The following is an 18,859-nucleotide window of genomic DNA, read 5'->3' as shown; positions in this document are numbered from 1 at the left end:
GATTAATATGACAAACGAAAAGAAAAGATACGCTTTTATAAGCTACAATCATAAAGATGTAAAATGGGCGAAGTGGCTTCAAGAAAAGTTAGAATCGTACAAACTTCCTTCTGATATCCACAATGAATTTGAAGACAGCCGTTATTTAAGGCCTGTATTTCGAGATAAGACGGATCTTAATACAGGTATCTTAGCAAACGAACTAAGAAAGGAACTTGAGGAGTCTAAATATTTGGTTGTTATTTGTTCACCTAACTCAGCACAATCAGCATGGGTGAGCGATGAAGTCAAGGCATTTATTGAGATGGGCAGACTAGACTTTATCATTCCTTTTATAGTATCGGGAACACCACATAATTATAAAGATAGAGACTGTAATTCTCCTTATAATGACGAATGCTACCCAATCTTCTTGCGCCAATACACACAACAACATCCAGAATTAGAGTTGTTGGGAATTAGCACCGACGAAGTCGGAAAAGAAAAAGCCTTTATACGTGTAGTATCTCGTATGCTCGGCGTAAGTTTTGATGTTTTATGGAAAAGGCATGAGCGCCAGAAACGGAATCGCAAGATAATAACATGTGTTTCCTCTATATTTTTTGTTGCTGTTTTAATTCTAATTTGGCTTTACAATCAGCCCTTTGATTTAAAAATATCATGTTTAGAACAAGAAAAAAATCAAAATCTCCCCTTTGTTGATGGTAACATTGTGCTCATTTTAGAAAATGACACTCTAAAAGACTCAATTTGTGATTTAAACCATGCAATTGTATTCAAGAATATACCACGCAAATATCACAACCAAAATATCAAACTACATTTTTCTGCCTATGGATATACAAAAATTGATACAACATTGAATCTAAAGTCTGAAATAACATTACCTATATACAGAAAAACAGAAACCTACGGATTGGTTCGTGGTGTTGTGATAGATTCAAACGACAATCCAGTACATAATGCTCAAGTCAACATAATGGAGTACACAACAAAAACAGATAAAACAGGGTGTTTCTCTATACATGTACCTTTGGCAAAGCAAAACTCATCTGACATAGGATATATTGCCATTGTATCAACAGACAAATATAAGACCGAAGAGAAGGTTTATCCCGAAGGTGACAATAACATAACTAACAAAATTTATATACAATGAAAAAATTATTATTATCTGTCGTCGCAATTATTACTGCATTGAATATCAATGCACAAAGAGTATCTACTCAGCAATTTATGGTTAGAAAAATAACTTTTAAGGCAAACGACCAAATTGTTCCTATTAATGGAGTAAGCGTTGAGATAAACAAAGCAAAATTCCGTAGTGACAAAACTGGCCAGTTTACAGCCAACATTCCTGTGTCAAAAGATATGGGTTTTTATATATCAAACATTACAGCACCGGGATATATCGTATCTATCCCAGAAGATTTATCAAAAAAAATCTATTTAAGTTCAAATCAATGCGTTATAGTTTTAGCGGATATTAACGCTGTAAAAACTGAAAGAAATAGGATTTACAACAACAATAAAGCAGCATTAGCAAAACAAGAAGAGCGACTGAATGCAGAAGTAAAAAAGAACCAAGAATTGCTAAATAAGATCAAAAAGCAGGAATCAGAATACAACTCCATATTAGCTGAATTAGAAAAGGCAAAGCGTCAACTTGAATCATTCAATAATGCAAAGGCTAATCTGGTAGAAAAAATAGACTCTATGTCTGATAATCTGTCTGTGGTCGATTATGCATCATTGGAGTACGATGAACAGATACGCCTTGAGAAAGAAAAGAATGGAGAATGGATTGATGTCATTGTTGATGAGGTTATTTCAAAACTTGAAACAAATTTTAGCACGAAACATAGTAATGAACTGAATGAATTTGAGAAAGCGATAAACGATATTTCAAATGACTACTATCAGAATTTCATCAAGGGCAACCAACCTTTCGCAACAAATTTCTTTACATATCATTATAACGGTTACTTGCGCGCTTCAATTAACGAAATGAGAAAAAAGAAAAATAAAGTCTTAGATAGAATCCTCGACAAAATAATTGAAGAGGACTTAGAGAACATTCTAGAAAAACATATAGGGAACTGCCAAAAAAATTGGAAAGTTAAAGAGTCTGACGTAAAATCAAAAAACTTAAAACCAGAGGTGCAAAAAACATTAAAATCCGCAAAAGAAGATTTTCTAAGCTGGGCTTTGTATCCCGACAGAGAGAATTCTCTTCGCCAGGTTATGAAACCTCAATGGAATATATCCAATGTCGACAATGGAATAAGCAATACACTCAAGAAAGTATATCCAAATTATTACAATCAAAGCAAGAATGCTGCAGATAAGTATGTCGAGAAATACAAGAAAATTACCAAAGAGGAATTATATAAGTTTTCTGACCAAAGTCAAAGGGCTATGATTAGAATTGAGATAGAAGAAGAAATTAGAGAGCAGTTTAATGGAATAAGAGACGACAAGTCTATTCCATATAACGAATTCATAAATGATTTGGAATCTATTGTTGCAGACGAATCATTGGAGCCATTACGAAAAGCGTATAACGAGCTCGTTGATAATGATATCAAAGAGGTGAAAAAAAATACCTTTAAAAGCATAGAAAGCAAGATTCGACCAATTTCTCAAGAAAGGCATCATACAAATACATTGTCATGGGAAAGCGACAAAAGAATTGAGGAGTATAATAATAATTATACAGAACTAAAAAAAGATTATCCTGAGTATACGGACTTTTTATACCCAATAGTAATGCAGTTCATGCAACCAATAATTAATAAGTATGATTGTGATGATGCACTTTACACATGGAAAAGTTCAATGGAGCATGACGTTTCGGAGTATTGCTATTATCCTATCCGTCAATATAGCAATATACTGTCTCATATTCCAAATGTAGCGGGAAGTGACGATAAGTGCATGGATATAGTACATACTATTATAGAGATAGAAAAAGACAAGATAGTAAATAATCATAATAAACGACTTATGAACATCAAAGAAGTAAAAGCAAAAGAAGAAAAGCAAGCAATAGCAAACATGAAAAGCAATAAAAATAGATTCGACAAAGAGGAAGATATTATCGCTTTTCTTGCAACTCATAAGTTTGTCAATAAAGAATTAGAAATATCCTCATGGTACAATAGTCAAATTACCAAATGGTACATTAGTCTCGGGCAAATCGAAGGTTCTTACGACATCAATTTTACGATAATTGAATGGAACAGGAACTCAGCTAAACTCAAACTAACAGGAGGTGGTGCTCCAACTATTGTCAATATAGTATTGAATTCTAAGTCAGCTTCTTATTCTGAAAGTTGCGCAGGTGAAACGAAGAAGTATTCGGTTATAGATAAGTGATATCATCGATAAATAAGATATGAGTAGTCATCGTAATCAAGCTAGCGTATGGACAATCAAGACATGACATATTCCTATGGGTACGAACTTGCAAAGAGCGAATACGAAAAGTTATCAATAGTACCCCGAACCAGTCAAGAGTGGGTTGCGTTTTTCCGTAACGTCACTCAAGGATGTCCCATTTTAGAAGTAATTACCTTTGAACGAATCTTCGATGCCAACCTTCATGAAAAATTAGCAAAAGTCATCATTAACAGGCATTAAGAGTTAAAAAAGATAAAAGGACAAGCCACATTCTCACATCCTTGTTAGATTTTTGTCCTATTATTGTACTATATATATAAGTAGAACTTAAACACTATAAGAATATGAATAGAATTGAAGAAGCTATCCAGCAGATGAGTGTAGAAGAGATGCAGCAGCGTCTGGCAGAATACATGGCGGCTGACAAGAAGTGGGCTCCGAAACCCATAGCCATCGAAGTGCGCCATCGTGACGTCAATGACATCACTGGTTCTAACATCTACGACGTCATCATACTGAAGGATGACAACACAGAGGAGGCCATCAAGTTTGAGGACCGCTACTCAAAGCTGCTATACATATACACCCTACTCCACCCCAAGGGATATCAGCGTCGCAGTCTTAACAAGCCAGAAAAGGCTTTTCCTGAGCTTGCAAGTCTCTTCAGAGCTATCTTCATGGCAGACCCTAAGAGATTGATAGCTGCCGCAGAGAAAGACTTCAACCACATGATGAGTATGGCAATAGCCTTCGTACGCAAAGCAATCGGTAGGAAGATGGGGTATGAAGAGCTAACTTTCGGCAATCCGCGCCAGTATAACGGTCGCACTGTTATCCCCGCTGTATATAACGGTCTGGAAGTCATTATCGCCCCCAATCTCCAAAACATCATTTAGCAATGATTTTGTAAACAACACTTTTTTTTAAGCAGTTTTGTAGCTAATTCGAAGTTTTTTCGTATATTTGCCCCCATGAAAGCTAAAAACGAATATTTATCCGACCAAGAGATTGTGAAAGGCCTGATAGCCCGTAACGATAAAATCACGCATTATTTTTTCTGGGTGGAATGCGAGAAAGTTTTTAGTTATGTTATTAGAAAACTTTATCTTTCGCATCCAAGCAAGGAGCTGCTTAGAGAAAGTATGATTCGAGATCTGTATATTGAGCTGATGGCTAATAATGCCAAAGTATTACGTGGCTTTAAATACGGATCGAAGTTAACTACTTGGTTAACTGTTGTGGCTTATAGGTTTTTCATAAAAAAGAGGGATGCAGAACTAAATGAGTTAAGTCACAAACCAGAAACTGTTGGCATTGAAATCTTAAAAGATTCCAGCAATGAAGAATATGAGATTCTGGATGCAAAAAAAATAGTTGATCGAGTACTAGAAGCAATGCCCAATCAAGAATATGCTTATATTATCCGCAAGAGAAAATTAGAAAAATGTAGCTATAATCAATTGGCTATAGATCTAAATAAGAGTGTAAATTATCTATACAATCTTATGCGTGAAGCTTGGGCTATGTTTGTAGACACTTATTATCAAATAGAGGACGATTATGAGTAAACTTTTATTATCTGAAGAGTTGATGGCTCGTTTCTATGATGGTGAAACAACACCAGAAGAAACGATTAAAATATTGCGTGCAGCAAAAGAAGACCCAGAGTTGAAGGAAGAGATAGATTTCATGATGTCTATTCCTCATGAGTTAATGGACATTCATGTAAGCAGAGAGGAAATAGAATCTGCGAAAGAAGTATCATATTTACCGATGTGGCGACTTGCAGCCCAAAGTAGGGTTTACGGCCATGAGATGAAAGCTCCTAACGACTGTGTAATAAAATGTGAGCAATATGTTCTCCAGCTATTTAATATTGATGAATCTATAAAGACTCTTAAGGAATTATCCCAAAAGAATAAATGGTTAAAAGAAGGCGGAACTCCGCTTCATCATATTGGGCGCATTCTTTCAGAATATCAACTATCTGTAGTGCGGCGATACGATTGCGACATTGATATCCTAAGAAACGAGCTTGACAATGATTGTAAGATTATTGTAGCAATCAATTCTGACAAACTAAACAACAACGAAACAAACAGCATAATTCCTAATCACGCTGTTGTAGTACTTTCTGTCAATGAAAAAGAGGTACTGATTTACGATCCTCAAAACGCACAGAAATTATCCCATTCGGTTGATAGTTTTATTTCTGCCTGGAAAGACTCACATTATTATATAGTGTCTGTAAAAGAACGTGGCAAACGTCAATATACACCAGCTCCCATAGATGCCAGCAAATTCCAATTATCTACTGATCTTGATGAATTGATAGAAGCTATTGCAGAAAACAATCATGAGGTATGGGCAAAAGACAGAAGGAAAGAAGGGATAGAATATGGGCCAGTTCGTGACGAAAAACATAATCCTGACATGTTGCCGTACAGCGATCTTCCTGAATCAGAAAAGGAGTATGATCGCAAGGCTGCCCGAGGTATTCTTGAACTTGTACAGCGGCTTGGTTATAAGATAGAGAGAAAGAAATAATCCACTTATTTTTACTTCTATAAGAAAAAAAATCCCGAGATCTATGTTAGATTTCGGGGTTTTGTTTGTACTAAGTATTGTAGATAGTAATAATTAAAGTGTAGAATTATGAGTAAAATGCATCACCTCCTTGAGAATCGTTCCGAAGGTACCAACCACTACCTCAAGCAAATTGAAGACAATCAGCCTCTCACCTTGGAAGAAGAGCAGGAGCTGGGCCGTCGCATACTGGCAGGCGACACCTCTGCACGCAACAAACTAATCGAAGCCAACCTACGTTTCGTACTTACCTGTGCCATCGAGATGGCCACGCCCTTAGTTCCTATAGAAGAGCTCATCGCTGCAGGAAACTATGGTCTGACTATAGCTGCTAATCGCTATGACCCGTCATTCGGCAATCACTTTTGTTCATACGCAGTACACCACATCCGCAGGGCCATCAGTGAGGCTATAAAGGCCTGGACATGTACCGTTAAAGCACCCACCCTATTTGAGAGTCTAATGGCATGCTTGTCGCTAGATGATAGAAACGAAGATGATGAGGACAACTGGAGCCGTGACCTCATAGACCGTATTCCGGCTGCAATAGATGGATGTGTTATACGCCGAGACATGGAGGAGGCGAAGGAACATTTGCGCTCTTTCCTCAGCAAGTGGTACTACCCTAGTGATGTCGAGCTATTATTGGACCTGGCACAGATGATATATGATGGATACGACATCTCTGATCTGGCAAAGAAGCATAATCTGCCTGTTAAGAGAATGAAGTCAATCATTGCCGACCTCCGCAAAAAGGCGCAATTGAACAAACTACAGGCTGCCTATGCAAAGGCAGCTTAAGTATTCTGAAGTTTAACTCCCACTGTATTTTGTTGTTTCTAGTCACATCCTATTAGTTAAAAAGTATAAACAATATACAAATAGAATAAAAAAACGATCTCTTTCTCGCTAAATAATAACAACAATAAAGGATTTGTCGTATATTTGCATTAAAACCTAAAACAACAAATAATGAAGAAATCAATATTTACCGCTATCGTATTAGCGATTATTTTGGCGTCTAATATCTTTTGTACAGCACAGGCAGACAACAATTCTGTTGCTACAGGTGGCTTGGATTATCTAGAGAAAACATTCCCAAAATTGACAAACCTCTACAGGGAAGAACTAATTAAGTATCCTGCCCATTATATTTTTGCAATAGATGTTTCTGGAACCATGAATCAATATGAGGAAATGGTTGTAAACTCCATCATACCTTTCTTTAATGCACTCCCTAATGGTGATTGTGTTGATGTGATTCCATTCGGTACAGAGGCTCTAAGCAGTATGGCAAACTATAGCGGCGTCATAGACTCCCAAGTTAAAACAGCCTTAAACCAGAATATCAAAAGATTATATAACGATCCATCATATCCGGATGGGTTTAAGGGGTATACCGATATCCAAAAAGCAATCGAAGCTATAGCAAAGATTATTCAGGCCACTCGTGAATACAAGGTGAATGTAATTGTTATACTGACCGACTTTAGAAATGATGTTAAGGGAGACAAACCTTCAGAGCACAAATTCTCGGAAAGTCAGTTGAAGAAGATGAATGAAATCATTGGCGCTGCGACAAATGATACTTATACCCGTGCAATTGCCCTGGAATTACCCGTAGATCAATCCAAACCTGGTTATTGCCTAAAACAATTAAAATCGGACGTATTCCCGACAAGAGGAAGCGGCTTGGAGATTGTCTCCATGAATAATCCGGGCCAAATGATTGGACAATGGTTTGATCGTCTGAAGAGAGAAATAATGGTAACAAAACTCCGCGCTGTCATCGACTTGGAAAACAGAACCGAGCCAATCACTTTAAAGACGGACATTGACATTGACGGTAACACCAAAGCAGAGATTCATTGGACCCCAAGCAAGTTATATCCGACCATGCGGATAGATTCCACATATTTGGCAAAGAATGGATTCCTGTTTATAAATAATAAGGAGAATTTCCAAGATACGCAAGAAACAGATTTAAAGCTTGACTTAGGAAAAGTCGAGAACAATTCTTACGGTTTTCATCACCTTAAAGATAGTCTCAATTTGGGTATACTCCTACCCACTCCTTATGATGATGAACTGGCGTCACTAGGAGTTAAGAAGCCATTGCCCAATACAAAAGAAGGCATTGACAAGTTCTTGTTTACATTCTTCTTCCCCCTATGGGTATGCTGCCTCATACTAGCACTCATCTTGGCTTACATCATATGGGTTCTTTCCGCCGTGAGAAGAAATGCCAAATATGATATAAACGCAGATGTGTCCATTTATGATGCAGAAGATGAAAAAATAGGCAACACTAAAAAACCATCTGGTACATATCATCTCAAAGTAGGAAAAGGTGGCAGCAACGCATGTGGCATATCTGATGCTGAATGGCAATTTGAGATTAACCGAGTTAAGTCGAATCCTTTTACACCATGGGCAAAACCGCATTTTGAATGGCATAAGACACAAGGCACTGTATATTCTGGGAAACGTAAGGCTGATGCGTCTGGCATTCTAGATAAAAACAGTAACTCATCAGTTCGTCTCACATGTTGCGATAATGAAGGCGAGAAATCACACACAATAAAAATAAAAATGAAAGAAGATTAATATAACAACTAAAATATAAATTATTATGGCTAACGACAAACACATTTTTATCGGAATTGGCGGCTCTGGTTGCCAGACCGTTTCGCAAATCAAGGAGAAAGTTTACGAAAAAAGATTTACTGAAGCAACGGCTGCAAAATCTCGTCTCCAGCAGATGAACGACAGTTATCGTTTTTTATTCCTCGATACCGATCAACGCGATATCGATGAGGCGAACAAACGCAATAGAGAGACGTTTGAAAAAGGAAAGGTTCCATTTATCAGTCCTCAAACTGACCTGATAAACTTAGGACGAGCCAACCCACAGGCCATCTATTATGAGGCCAAGAATGATCCTAAAACGCTGATCAACAAGAGGATTCTTGAGGCGTGTTCAAAAGAACTGGCAGCCAAGATTCCAGATCAACCTCTGGCATTCGGAGCAGGGGCATTCCGTATGAAATCACGCATAGCATTCGCCCACTCTTTGACCGATTTTCAGTCAAAACTACAAGCTGCAATATCAGGTCTAAATGATGTAAAGACAGTAGGCGGCGAGGATTGTATCATTTACTACTGGGTAGTTGGAAGTACACTTGGAGGTACAGGTTCAGGCATTTTCAACGATGTATTATATCATGTCAACCAGATTCATCATCAGGTTGTAGGAAATGGAGATCCACAACTTGTTCTCACCATGTATATGCCTAAAGTATACATTGATAGCAACGCAACAGAAGAGAAATATGCTTTGAATGCATTTGGCGTTTTTTCAGAACTAGATGCATTTAAGGAAATGAGTTATAATCTTGAGCGCCAGACCGTTATGCATAGATTGGCATTCCAGAATGACTATAACTTAATTAATTCTGACAAGCGTTATTGTCCTTTCTATTATCTTATTCCTGTAGATATACAAACAGACAAGGGAACAAGTTTGGGTTCCACCCATACAATGTATAGGAATACTGCGGAAATGCTTTATCATTTACACAATGGTAAAGCAGGTTCCACCTTCCGTAGTGACATCGATAACTACATGAATGACATAATGGAACGCAACCATAAGGATTTCTTAGTTCCTATGGGTTATGTTTCACTGCAAAAGCCAGAAGAGCAGTTCCGAAACTACATGCACTATCGTTTCAAAAGAGACCTTCTTCGCAGTTGGTTACTCAATGACAGCAAGACCATAGAAGAAAGTAAAGTTGACGGACTTAAGAAAGAACTCTTCCGTGAACTCGAGGTAAAACCTGGAACACTTGCTTATAAAATCAGTCAACGCCAAGAACTGGATGAAGCTCTGAATTCACAGCCGACAGGCGCAAGTGAGTTGAATAGCGAACTAAAATTGGATAATATAGACAGTCTCCTTGAAGACGTTCTAAATAAGATTGAAAAGAACGGAAAGGGAGATATACGTAACCGATACAAACAGGTAATAGTTGAAGGCATCTGGGATGCTGCAGAAGATATGATACGCAAATATGGTTTAACATACACCCATGATGCTATTGATGCTGTACGAAAAAATGTTGCCGAATCCTACGAAAAGGATGATAACAAACTAAAAGAGGCAAAGGATACTATTGATTCAAGAAAAGACGAACTAAGGAAATTATTTGAAAAGGCAGACAAAAACGGAAAGTTTGAAAAGAACAGTCATAACAAAGAAGAAATTCGCCAGTACATTTCAGCCTTAAATGACTACGTTGATGAGGCAATAAAGAATAAAATTGAATACTGGGCTCACGACATTCTCAAGGACATTTGTGTAGATGAGAAGAATAGTGAGATGGCTATTCTCAAAAGTTATATTGCCAAGATAAAAGGCAAAGTTACAGAATTAAATACTGAAGCAGTTCATCAATATACCTCTGTGCTGCCAGGTAATTTTGGTAAGGCAGCGATGGATGTCACCACTGTATATCTACCTCAGCTTCGTAATATATGTGATGGAAATGGTTGGATTCAAGATAATTTCTTCAGTTCTATCTACACCACCATTATTAAAGCACAGAAAGATAAAGATGAAACTGCAGATCGCGACCAAATAATGAAACTAGTAGATGATGACATCTACAATTCTCAAGATGAAGCAGTCATTAAAGAGATCAATAAAGGACAATATAAATACGAATGGGACAATTCGTTTGATGAGAATAAGAAAAAAGATTCAAAGACTTTACAGAATAAAGTTAGATTCTTTACAAATCGCCGTCTCGAAGATAGAAATGCCCAGAAGATTGTTGATGATTTCGTTGCCATTGCTACAGACATTCTTGATAAGAAACTTAAGGGCAACAAAGAGGTTCAAGGTAAATGGTATGAGCAAAACGTATCAGGTTTCTTTGGTGAACTCACAAATGAAGAGAAAGACGAAGTTCGCCGTAGCCTGAACCCAGCACTCTTCTTCAGCTACAACTCAAACCGAATTGATGTAGTTAAGAAGGAAGAACACGTCGTATTTGTTGCAGGAAGCGAGGATCTGGCAGCAGAAATGTTAGGTTTCCAAAAAGGAAATCCCAAACACCGCTTTGAGAAGGCAGAAAGCGATAACACAGCTTTAGTTTTAAAGTCAAAATACGGTTTATCTCTTGCTGATTATCGTATTTATGACTCCATCAAGGCTGTATATGACAAGGCTACCTTCCGCGAGAAGTACCACTTCCACCATTCGTTCGCTCAGTTCCAAGAAAAGATAACATTAGCAGATCTGCCTGATGAGATTCTACCACAGCACTATACTTTTGCAAAGATCCAGATTCTTGATGCATTCAAGAAAGAATTAGCCCCATTCTTCTATAAGGATGAGTATGAGCCAGACAACTATGCTGTGTCTATGTATGAGGAAAATCCCAATAACAGCCAGTACTTCAGTATTGCTGTGCCAGAGGCGTTCACAATCAATCAAAAAACAGGTGCGCCTACTCTTAAAAAGAAAGATAATGATCGTAACCTCTATCTTGAAATAGAAGGTGCTGATTTTGCAGAGCAATTCCAAAAGTACTGTAATCTATATTTCAACTATCGTTTTGGAGAAACGGTTGAAGGTTTACTCTCTACATTGTTAAAATACACGATAAAAGATAGTGACAATAAAGAACATACCGGAGAAGAAATTTTCAAAGATGGATATGAGAAAAAACAAAAAGAAATTCTTGACAGTCTTTTCAATAAGAAAAAAGAAGCACGCAAGCCTGAAGTGAGAAGATTGTACAATATACTCTTCAACATCATCCGTGAGGAATATAGAACTGTACATGAATTTATTAAGTAAATAATTTAAATTAAGGATATCTGATGCTTCCACTTTGGATTATAGATATTACTGACAAATCTCCACGACGGGACTTTTTTGAAAGTCTCGTCAAGGAGATTCATCATACACACCTATCTTTGGATAATAAGCCAAAAGATGGGGAACAAACAAATAATGAAAATAATGGTGGTCAGGACAAAAAAAATCCTGCGAATAAAGAAATCAACGAAAGTGATAATTCCACAAAAGACATTCTTGATGCTCGAGACAAAAGATTAGCTGCCAAAAGGACTACAGTATATGGCGACTATTGGTTTTATAGCCAGGTTAACTGCGACGAGCTTCCAGAGTCATTAGACTCAGAGAATATAACAGACATAGAAATTGCAGAAAAACTATATAGCTTTCAAAACAGTCTGGTAGAAGAAGGCATTGATTTTATTGAAACACTCAGGAAATCCAATGCCCAACCATATCAAACAATTAATATTGCCGTTCTAGGTGATATCACAGAGAGACAGTCTCAATTGCTATTTGCTTCGATAGCATCCATGCTGCAGAAAGAGAAAGGTAGGTTCCTTCCTCATCATATCCATCAGGGAATGGAAATCATGGGTATGTTATACATACCATGTGATGTAAACACGAAACAAGTTTGCGAACGAGTTAAGATACAACGTACTCTAAAGGAAATTGAGGTACAACACACAAATTCAACAATTCGTGGATATGACCACATTATGTTGTATCAAAATGTCCAAAACAGAACAGAATGTAATTACCCGATGCTTGACCCTAAAGGGCAAGCGGAATATCTGCTTCAATGCCTTATCCACCTATTCTATGCTTGTGATACCGTCCATCCTCTATTAAGTGGAACCGGATCAGCTGATGATTTCTTCTTTTCTATGGGTGCAACATCAGCATTCTTTAACATGGATCTCGAAGACGAAACAGACTGTACAAATATCGCTTATAATATTGTTAGCAAATTTAAGGAAAAGGGCAATAAAGAAAAAGCAGCTGACAAAGATTTAAAAATCCTCAAAAACGAGGACATCAATGCTAAACAGTTTATACAAATAGCAACTGATATTGAGGATCTCGACATCTATCAAGTCAATTTATCCAGTCCAAATCCTCATCCCATTAAAGATTATCTCGCTGACTCCCTAAAAAGGATATATTATCTGTCATATCTTCGACGACTCCCTATTGATTTGATGAATAGTATTATCGAGTTTATTGACGATAATACAAAAGAGACTTTACAGAAAGTATCTATCGCTCGCAAGAATGCCTTTAGGAATGTAGCCATTGGCATTAAGCCTTCAATTAATAATGTAATCAAGAAAATCACGACTGATGATGGAGGCTTATTCTTCATCGAAGAACTCTTTAAAGATGCTCAAGGAAGATTATCAAAAGAAAAAGCTAAAATCAAGAATTGCCTTGAAGTTGAATTCTGGTCTAATATTCAAGAGGAGCATGTACCCAGAAAATTAAGAAAACATTTTGAAGATTATCATACTTGTTACACTCATGATAATGAGACAAAGAATGATGGTAGTGGCTGTGCCGATATGAAAAAAGAGGCACTTAAGGATCTTTCCGGACATATCAGCCAAGAACCAACGTTGTTAAGTATAATCTGTAGATGCGTCTTATTGGGTATTATCTTCTCATTGGCTATTGTTCCTATACTTAATATTTTGTCACCTCATATTATTGACTTAGGACGTATCAAGAGAAATTCTGAATTCTGGTTCACATTCACATTCTTTATTCCTACTTTGATGCAGTTCATCAAGTTCTACTTATATCAAAGGAAAAAGAATATGTACATTCGCGTTCTAAAGTCATATTTCCTGCACGATGCATTTGCAAGAGTAGCCAACCGCATTGAGATGGAATCTGCTATATTTTATGACAGACTTACTGACTTATGCGGCGAATACCTGGAAAGGTGTAAAATGATAAGAAAAGATGTGCATATTGAAGTCAATGACACCCAGACAGATACAGAACTGCCGCTAACACTGTTTAATATTAATCTGAATGGTGGAACGTTTGGTGGAGAGACAATCATCCCTGATGACAGAATCAAACGGGCACAAATAAGGGTTGCGGGAAAACCACGTTTCGTAAATGAACTAAATCGCGAATTATACTATATCCTTATCAATAATTTTAGTGACAAATTGGAAATTTTATTCAACAATGTTGATATCCGAGACAACAAAAATATGATACTGGATGAAGCCTCTGGAAGATATATATTCAGGAGCCACAGTGATATAGAGAAAGAAGATGCAGAAAAATGGCAGGACACCATCAAAGAATTCAAGTCTGCTCTTATTAGTGGTATCCACAAAGAGATACTACCAAGAGAACAACCGACTATCTGTGATAACCTCATCCAGTATTATAAGACGGTTAGACATACAGAATTTTTAGAGCCCATGTTGAACTATGCAGCAACAAATGGTGAGCTAACGTCATCGGCAGACCATGAATATGCAGACATTAAAGCTAACCGAGAGATTGAACCTCTGTTTGCTTGTCACCTGCCTCATTATGATACTAGATGCCAAGTAGACCAATACACTCCTCTATTTGAAAAATTCATATTTATTACACGATGGAGAAGTTTCGAACATTTCTCTCTTAATCGAATATTACCCCGTGAAGATTTTGACCGAGATATTCGTAGTAATCTAGTAACTGGTAAAGAAGAGAGCATTGTTTCTACATCCTCTGTTCTTTTATGGGCATTATTCCCTGATGACGACACTTCGTCAGAATGGTTCAAACTGTTTGACTCTGAAGTTTACAATAAGGCACATGCAAAACGTAAAATCATTAGAGAAAAACTTAATACAAACGATTAACAATAACGACAATGATATCAAACATATTACTTCTATATATACTGATTGGCTCTCTTCTGATTGTACTTATCATCATGCTGATAAGACTCAGGAAGTTTAAGACGTGGATAAAAACGCGTACGAAAAAACGCCCCATGGAAGAAATTGCCTTCCTTACATATCAAACAGAGGAAGCTTCAGAAGTTCACATATCTGGAGGTGGCAGTCGCGTTCCAATTGGCCGTGTTATTATTGGCGAGGGAAAAGATGATAACGCTTATGTAGATGTTTTGATGTCTGATTTTGATGATGATAGTATCAAACCATTATACCGTTCTTGTGGTTATATTGGTCAAGACGGCTATATCTATAAGAAATTATCTCCCAACAAAAAACCTATCAAAATAGGTTACACAGCAAGACCTTCAGATCCAAACACACCAACTACTATTGGTGAGCGTACTTGGCGGACACTTTGGCTTGGTTGCACATTAAACGCATATCTGGATATGCCTTCCAAGCAAACAGAAGAAGAAATTAAAGCTAATGATCCCAAAATAACCAAGATTACAGGTATTGGCAATGAAGTGGAAAGTGGAGATGGCGCAATAAAGAACGAAGAAATAGAGCAAGAAGAAGTTAAACAAGAAGTTGTTAAAGAGGACGAAGTAAAAGAGGACGTTCCCAATGAGACTGCCCCTGAAGAAGTAAAAGAGACCCCAAGATGGACAGAGCAAGAAAAAGAAGAATTGGATAGAATTAAAAAGACATTCCCTACTCTTCTTGAGCGTCTTGTATTAAATATGGTTCAAGTAAAAGGTGGCAACTTCATCATGGGAGCTGACCAAAAACATGATGCTACAGAAGAAGACAACAAAGGCGCTGTAGAACTTAACGAATCGCCTAAACACAATGTAACACTTGATGATTACTATATCGGAAAATTCCCTGTAACACAAGCTGAATGGAAAGCTATTATGGGTAGTAATCCTTCTGAATGTCAAGACAACACCAACTACCCTGTTGCTCCTGTTTCATGGAAAGAATGCCGCGAGTTCCTTGAGCGCCTTTCGTATCTGGTTGGTACTAAATTTGATTTCCCCACAGAAGCTCAGTGGGAGTACGCTGCTCGTGGAGGTATTAAAAGTCATGGGTACCTATTTAGTGGAAGTAATACATTTACCGAAGTCGGTCAAAGCGACTATAAAAATGAAGTCGGCTCAAAGAAGCCCAATGAATTGGGGATCTTTGATATGAGCGGTTTGGTAAGAGAATGGTGTGGAGATTTATGGGGACACTATTCTGCTGAAGACCAAACGAATCCCAATGGGCCTACCGAAGATAGCCCTCTTATTATCAAAGACCCTGATGGTAATTTGTTACGTGTCGTCCGTTCTCCGGCTGGCAATGAAACTGTGACGAACCGAAAAGGTGAATTACCAGAACTCCTCAAAGATTACAAGAGCTACGGGCTACGTATTGTCTGCTATCATATTCCTGAGGAATTTAAGAAAAAAGTAAAGGAAGATAATCTTGCAGGAACAACACCAAAAGAGCTGAAGGAAGAAGAGAAATCGTCCAAGAAATCGACAGAGAAGATTAACCCTGTCGCCATATGCCGACATTACAGTCTTCATTGCTCCAAAAAAGACACGATGTCTCCTGAGGCACGTGCATGTGCTTATGCCGTATTCTATGGCTTATATAATAAAAGGAACTACACAGAATATTATAAAGACAAGCCCTATGGATGGAAAGATACGGCTCTGCTGACCTCATTTGTCTATAGCGTCATCTTTATTACATGGTATCTCGTTGTAAAGTTTATACTTAACGAACGTTTCATCGGTTATCATTTCTGGGCTGTACCTAGTGTAGCCGGATTGTATTATCCTCTATGGGCAATTATTCGCATGATAAAGATTGATAGGCTCGAGAATTCTCAATCAATACAAGCAAAACTTGACCTATTCAACAAGTCGCTTAGACAAGGTTCATTTGACAAGGCTATATTAACATGCGCCGGAATTACAGCAGCATTTACCCTGACTTTCTATCGTTTTGACTTTTTACCGTTAGTCTGGGCAATGTCGTTCGGTGTATCGACCAATATGGGCATCAAAAACAATAAAACACGTTGGAGGATTGACAGATCCTTAATGGACGAAAACAATGACAATGCAGAATGGCTAGAGGAAGAAGACGAGGAAATGAACGAAGTCAAGAATCCTGATGGTGACATCTCGCGTTCGTACAATTGGGTATTGGAGAGAAACTATCAAAATCCTAATAACCTTCATGGTAGTCTCACAATGTACTTCACAGATGCCCAAATGAAAGAGCTTCGTCATATTAATCCATTCTATGCCCAAAGAAAAGAAAAGCACGCAAAAGACTATATTCTAACTATGTTCCATCAAATGAAGGAGCATACAGAACTTACTGCACGTTTACGTTACATTGTGTCTTATATCAACAGAACAACAGCTCCAATAGATAGCGTTGACCCATTAACTAAGATTCAGTTTACGCTTGATTTTGTACAGGAGCCAAATATTGTCTTTGCTTTTAATGAAGACTGCAAGGAGATCGATATGTTCCCTGAGTATATAAGATGGCCAGAAGAAACATTATATGACAAGACAGGAGATTGCAATAGTAAAGCACTGCTTGCAGCCACATTATTCCACTTAATGGGACATAATGTTCTATATATGTTCTCACGTGTACAGCAACACGCTGCTGTTGGCATTGAACTAGCACCAGGATGGGAAAGAATGCCTAATGGAAAAGAAAGACTAATTGGAGAGGTACCTGTGTCAAAACTCACAATAACCTATAATGGAAGGAAATTCCTTTTCTGTGAGGTCACCATGGATGGGTTCTCTATTGGCAGTTTGCTTGCAGGTATGTCATATGAGGATTTTGAGGAAACAATAGAATTACCTTTATATGAACCAGATGTAGATGATGCTGAAGATGTGGACATTACAAGTTCTAAATTCTATTATTGGAATCTGGATTCAGAATTCAACCACACGCTTAATGGATCATTTGCCTTGAAATTTACAAATGAAGAAATACAGCAACTTCGGGATATGAATCCATTCCGCACATACGGAAATGACGGTAATACATATGAACAGAATGTCAGCACCATTTTCTCTCATCTCTGCTCAAACCAAGAAAACGTCAGCAATATAAAAGAGCTTGCCAACTATATGAAGGAACAAATAGCTGAAGCTGGACTTCCAGAACTTGATTTGGTTCAGTTTGCTTTAGACTTCGTTCAAGAGCCAAATATTACTTATTGTCTCGATGAGAAATCGGCATCTATCGGCCTCATTCCTGAGTATATGCGATTCCCCGATGAGGTGCTATTTGACAAAGAAGGTGATTGCGACTGTAAGTCTTCTTTGACTGCAGCATTGTTCCATGAACTGGGTTATAATGTGATTTTTATGTTATCTCAGAAACTAGGTCATGCCGCCATCGGTATCGAATGCCGAGAGGAATGGCTTAGCCAAATCAAGATAGATAATATAAACAATGTATTAAGAGAATATAACGGTAAAAACTATCTCTACTGCGAAACGACTAGTGATAAGTTCAGAATCGGCCATATTGCAGAAGGCCAATCAATCCAGGACTTTGAAACTATCATTGAATTCAAATCGTATAACAACATTTAACTTCTTATATAAAAATGAAAATCAAATTTTTGACATTTGCATTTTTGGCAACTATTGTATTGTCGCTTTCATCATGTAAATCTAGAGAAGAGAAAGTTATCAGCCAGCTTGATAATCTTGCAGAAAGAATCGAAAAGCATGGTAAAGACTTTGACGCCGAAGACTGGGAAGAAGCTTTGGAAGATTTAGAGGAAATACATGAGAATATGGAAGATTGCGACTTCAGCAAAAAGGAACTGAGAGAATTGGGTCGCAAAGAAGGTAAGCTATTTGCAATTATTACCAGAGAAGGTGCAAAAGCATTAGGTAGGGGGGCAGCAAACTTCCTCGGAGAATTTGGTGCTTTTGCAAAAGGATTCAAAGAAGGTGCAGAAGATAATCTTAGCGAGAAGGATCTCAAAGAGGTTGAAGAAGATATTTCTGACTCCTTTAAATCCCTTGAAGAAGAACTTAAAGAATAA

At 37.6% G+C, this 18,859-nt stretch carries 12 protein-coding genes; all 12 read left to right on the top strand.

The genetic code is table 11. The features are described from left to right. Positions 1-7 precede the first annotated feature (7 nt). The 12 genes from BLR73_RS09695 (at position 8) to BLR73_RS09640 (ending at position 18,859) form a co-directional block, all read left to right on the top strand. Positions 8-1,159: a TIR domain-containing protein gene (locus BLR73_RS09695; RefSeq protein WP_091861540.1), complete on the top strand. Its 1,152-nt coding sequence runs from the start codon at positions 8-10 to the stop codon at positions 1,157-1,159. Beyond that, positions 1,156-3,378 carry a hypothetical protein gene (locus BLR73_RS09690; RefSeq protein WP_091861537.1) on the top strand — a complete coding sequence of 741 codons (2,223 nt, stop codon included), beginning with the start codon at positions 1,156-1,158 and terminating at the stop codon, positions 3,376-3,378. The genes BLR73_RS09695 and BLR73_RS09690 overlap by 4 nt, the downstream gene beginning before the upstream one ends. A gap of 48 nt (positions 3,379-3,426) precedes the next feature. Further along, positions 3,427-3,642 carry a hypothetical protein gene (locus tag BLR73_RS09685; RefSeq protein WP_091861534.1) on the top strand — a complete coding sequence of 72 codons (216 nt, stop codon included), beginning with the start codon at positions 3,427-3,429 and terminating at the stop codon, positions 3,640-3,642. A gap of 104 nt (positions 3,643-3,746) precedes the next feature. Beyond that, entirely contained in the window at positions 3,747-4,298 is a 552-nt protein-coding gene (locus BLR73_RS09680) for a hypothetical protein (RefSeq protein ID WP_091861531.1), read from the top strand. 75 nt (positions 4,299-4,373) lie between these two features. Then, a complete protein-coding gene (locus BLR73_RS09675; RefSeq protein WP_091861528.1) occupies positions 4,374-4,970 on the top strand; it encodes a sigma-70 RNA polymerase sigma factor region 4 domain-containing protein in 597 nt (198 codons plus the stop codon). Continuing rightward, on the top strand, positions 4,963-5,949 hold the full coding sequence (locus BLR73_RS09670; RefSeq protein ID WP_091861526.1) for a RyR domain-containing protein: 987 nt from the start codon (positions 4,963-4,965) through the stop codon (positions 5,947-5,949). Before BLR73_RS09675 ends, BLR73_RS09670 begins: the two co-directional genes overlap by 8 nt. A gap of 108 nt (positions 5,950-6,057) precedes the next feature. Further along, a complete protein-coding gene (locus tag BLR73_RS09665) occupies positions 6,058-6,789 on the top strand; it encodes a sigma-70 family RNA polymerase sigma factor (RefSeq protein WP_091861523.1) in 732 nt (243 codons plus the stop codon). 171 nt (positions 6,790-6,960) lie between these two features. Next, positions 6,961-8,595 (top strand): vWA domain-containing protein, encoded by a 1,635-nt coding sequence (locus tag BLR73_RS09660; RefSeq protein WP_091861520.1) that lies wholly within the window; start codon positions 6,961-6,963, stop codon positions 8,593-8,595. 25 nt (positions 8,596-8,620) lie between these two features. Further along, positions 8,621-11,854 carry a tubulin-like doman-containing protein gene (locus tag BLR73_RS09655; protein WP_091861517.1) on the top strand — a complete coding sequence of 1,078 codons (3,234 nt, stop codon included), beginning with the start codon at positions 8,621-8,623 and terminating at the stop codon, positions 11,852-11,854. A 119-nt stretch (positions 11,855-11,973) separates the two neighbouring features. Beyond that, complete coding sequence (locus BLR73_RS09650; protein WP_143010934.1) at positions 11,974-14,727, top strand: hypothetical protein; 2,754 nt, start codon at positions 11,974-11,976, stop codon at positions 14,725-14,727. An 11-nt stretch (positions 14,728-14,738) separates the two neighbouring features. Continuing rightward, complete coding sequence (locus BLR73_RS09645) at positions 14,739-18,398, top strand: formylglycine-generating enzyme family protein (protein WP_091861511.1); 3,660 nt, start codon at positions 14,739-14,741, stop codon at positions 18,396-18,398. Positions 18,399-18,412: 14 nt separating this feature from the next. Then, positions 18,413-18,859, top strand: a complete 447-nt coding sequence (locus BLR73_RS09640; RefSeq protein ID WP_091861508.1) for an outer membrane protein assembly factor BamD — start codon at positions 18,413-18,415, stop codon at positions 18,857-18,859.

Origin of the sequence: Prevotella sp. khp1, assembly GCF_900102205.1 — a bacterium.
Taxonomy (GTDB): domain Bacteria; phylum Bacteroidota; class Bacteroidia; order Bacteroidales; family Bacteroidaceae; genus Prevotella; species Prevotella ruminicola.
The sequence above is the reverse complement of the archived record's forward strand: the minus strand, read 5'-3'. Positions and strand labels throughout refer to the sequence as shown.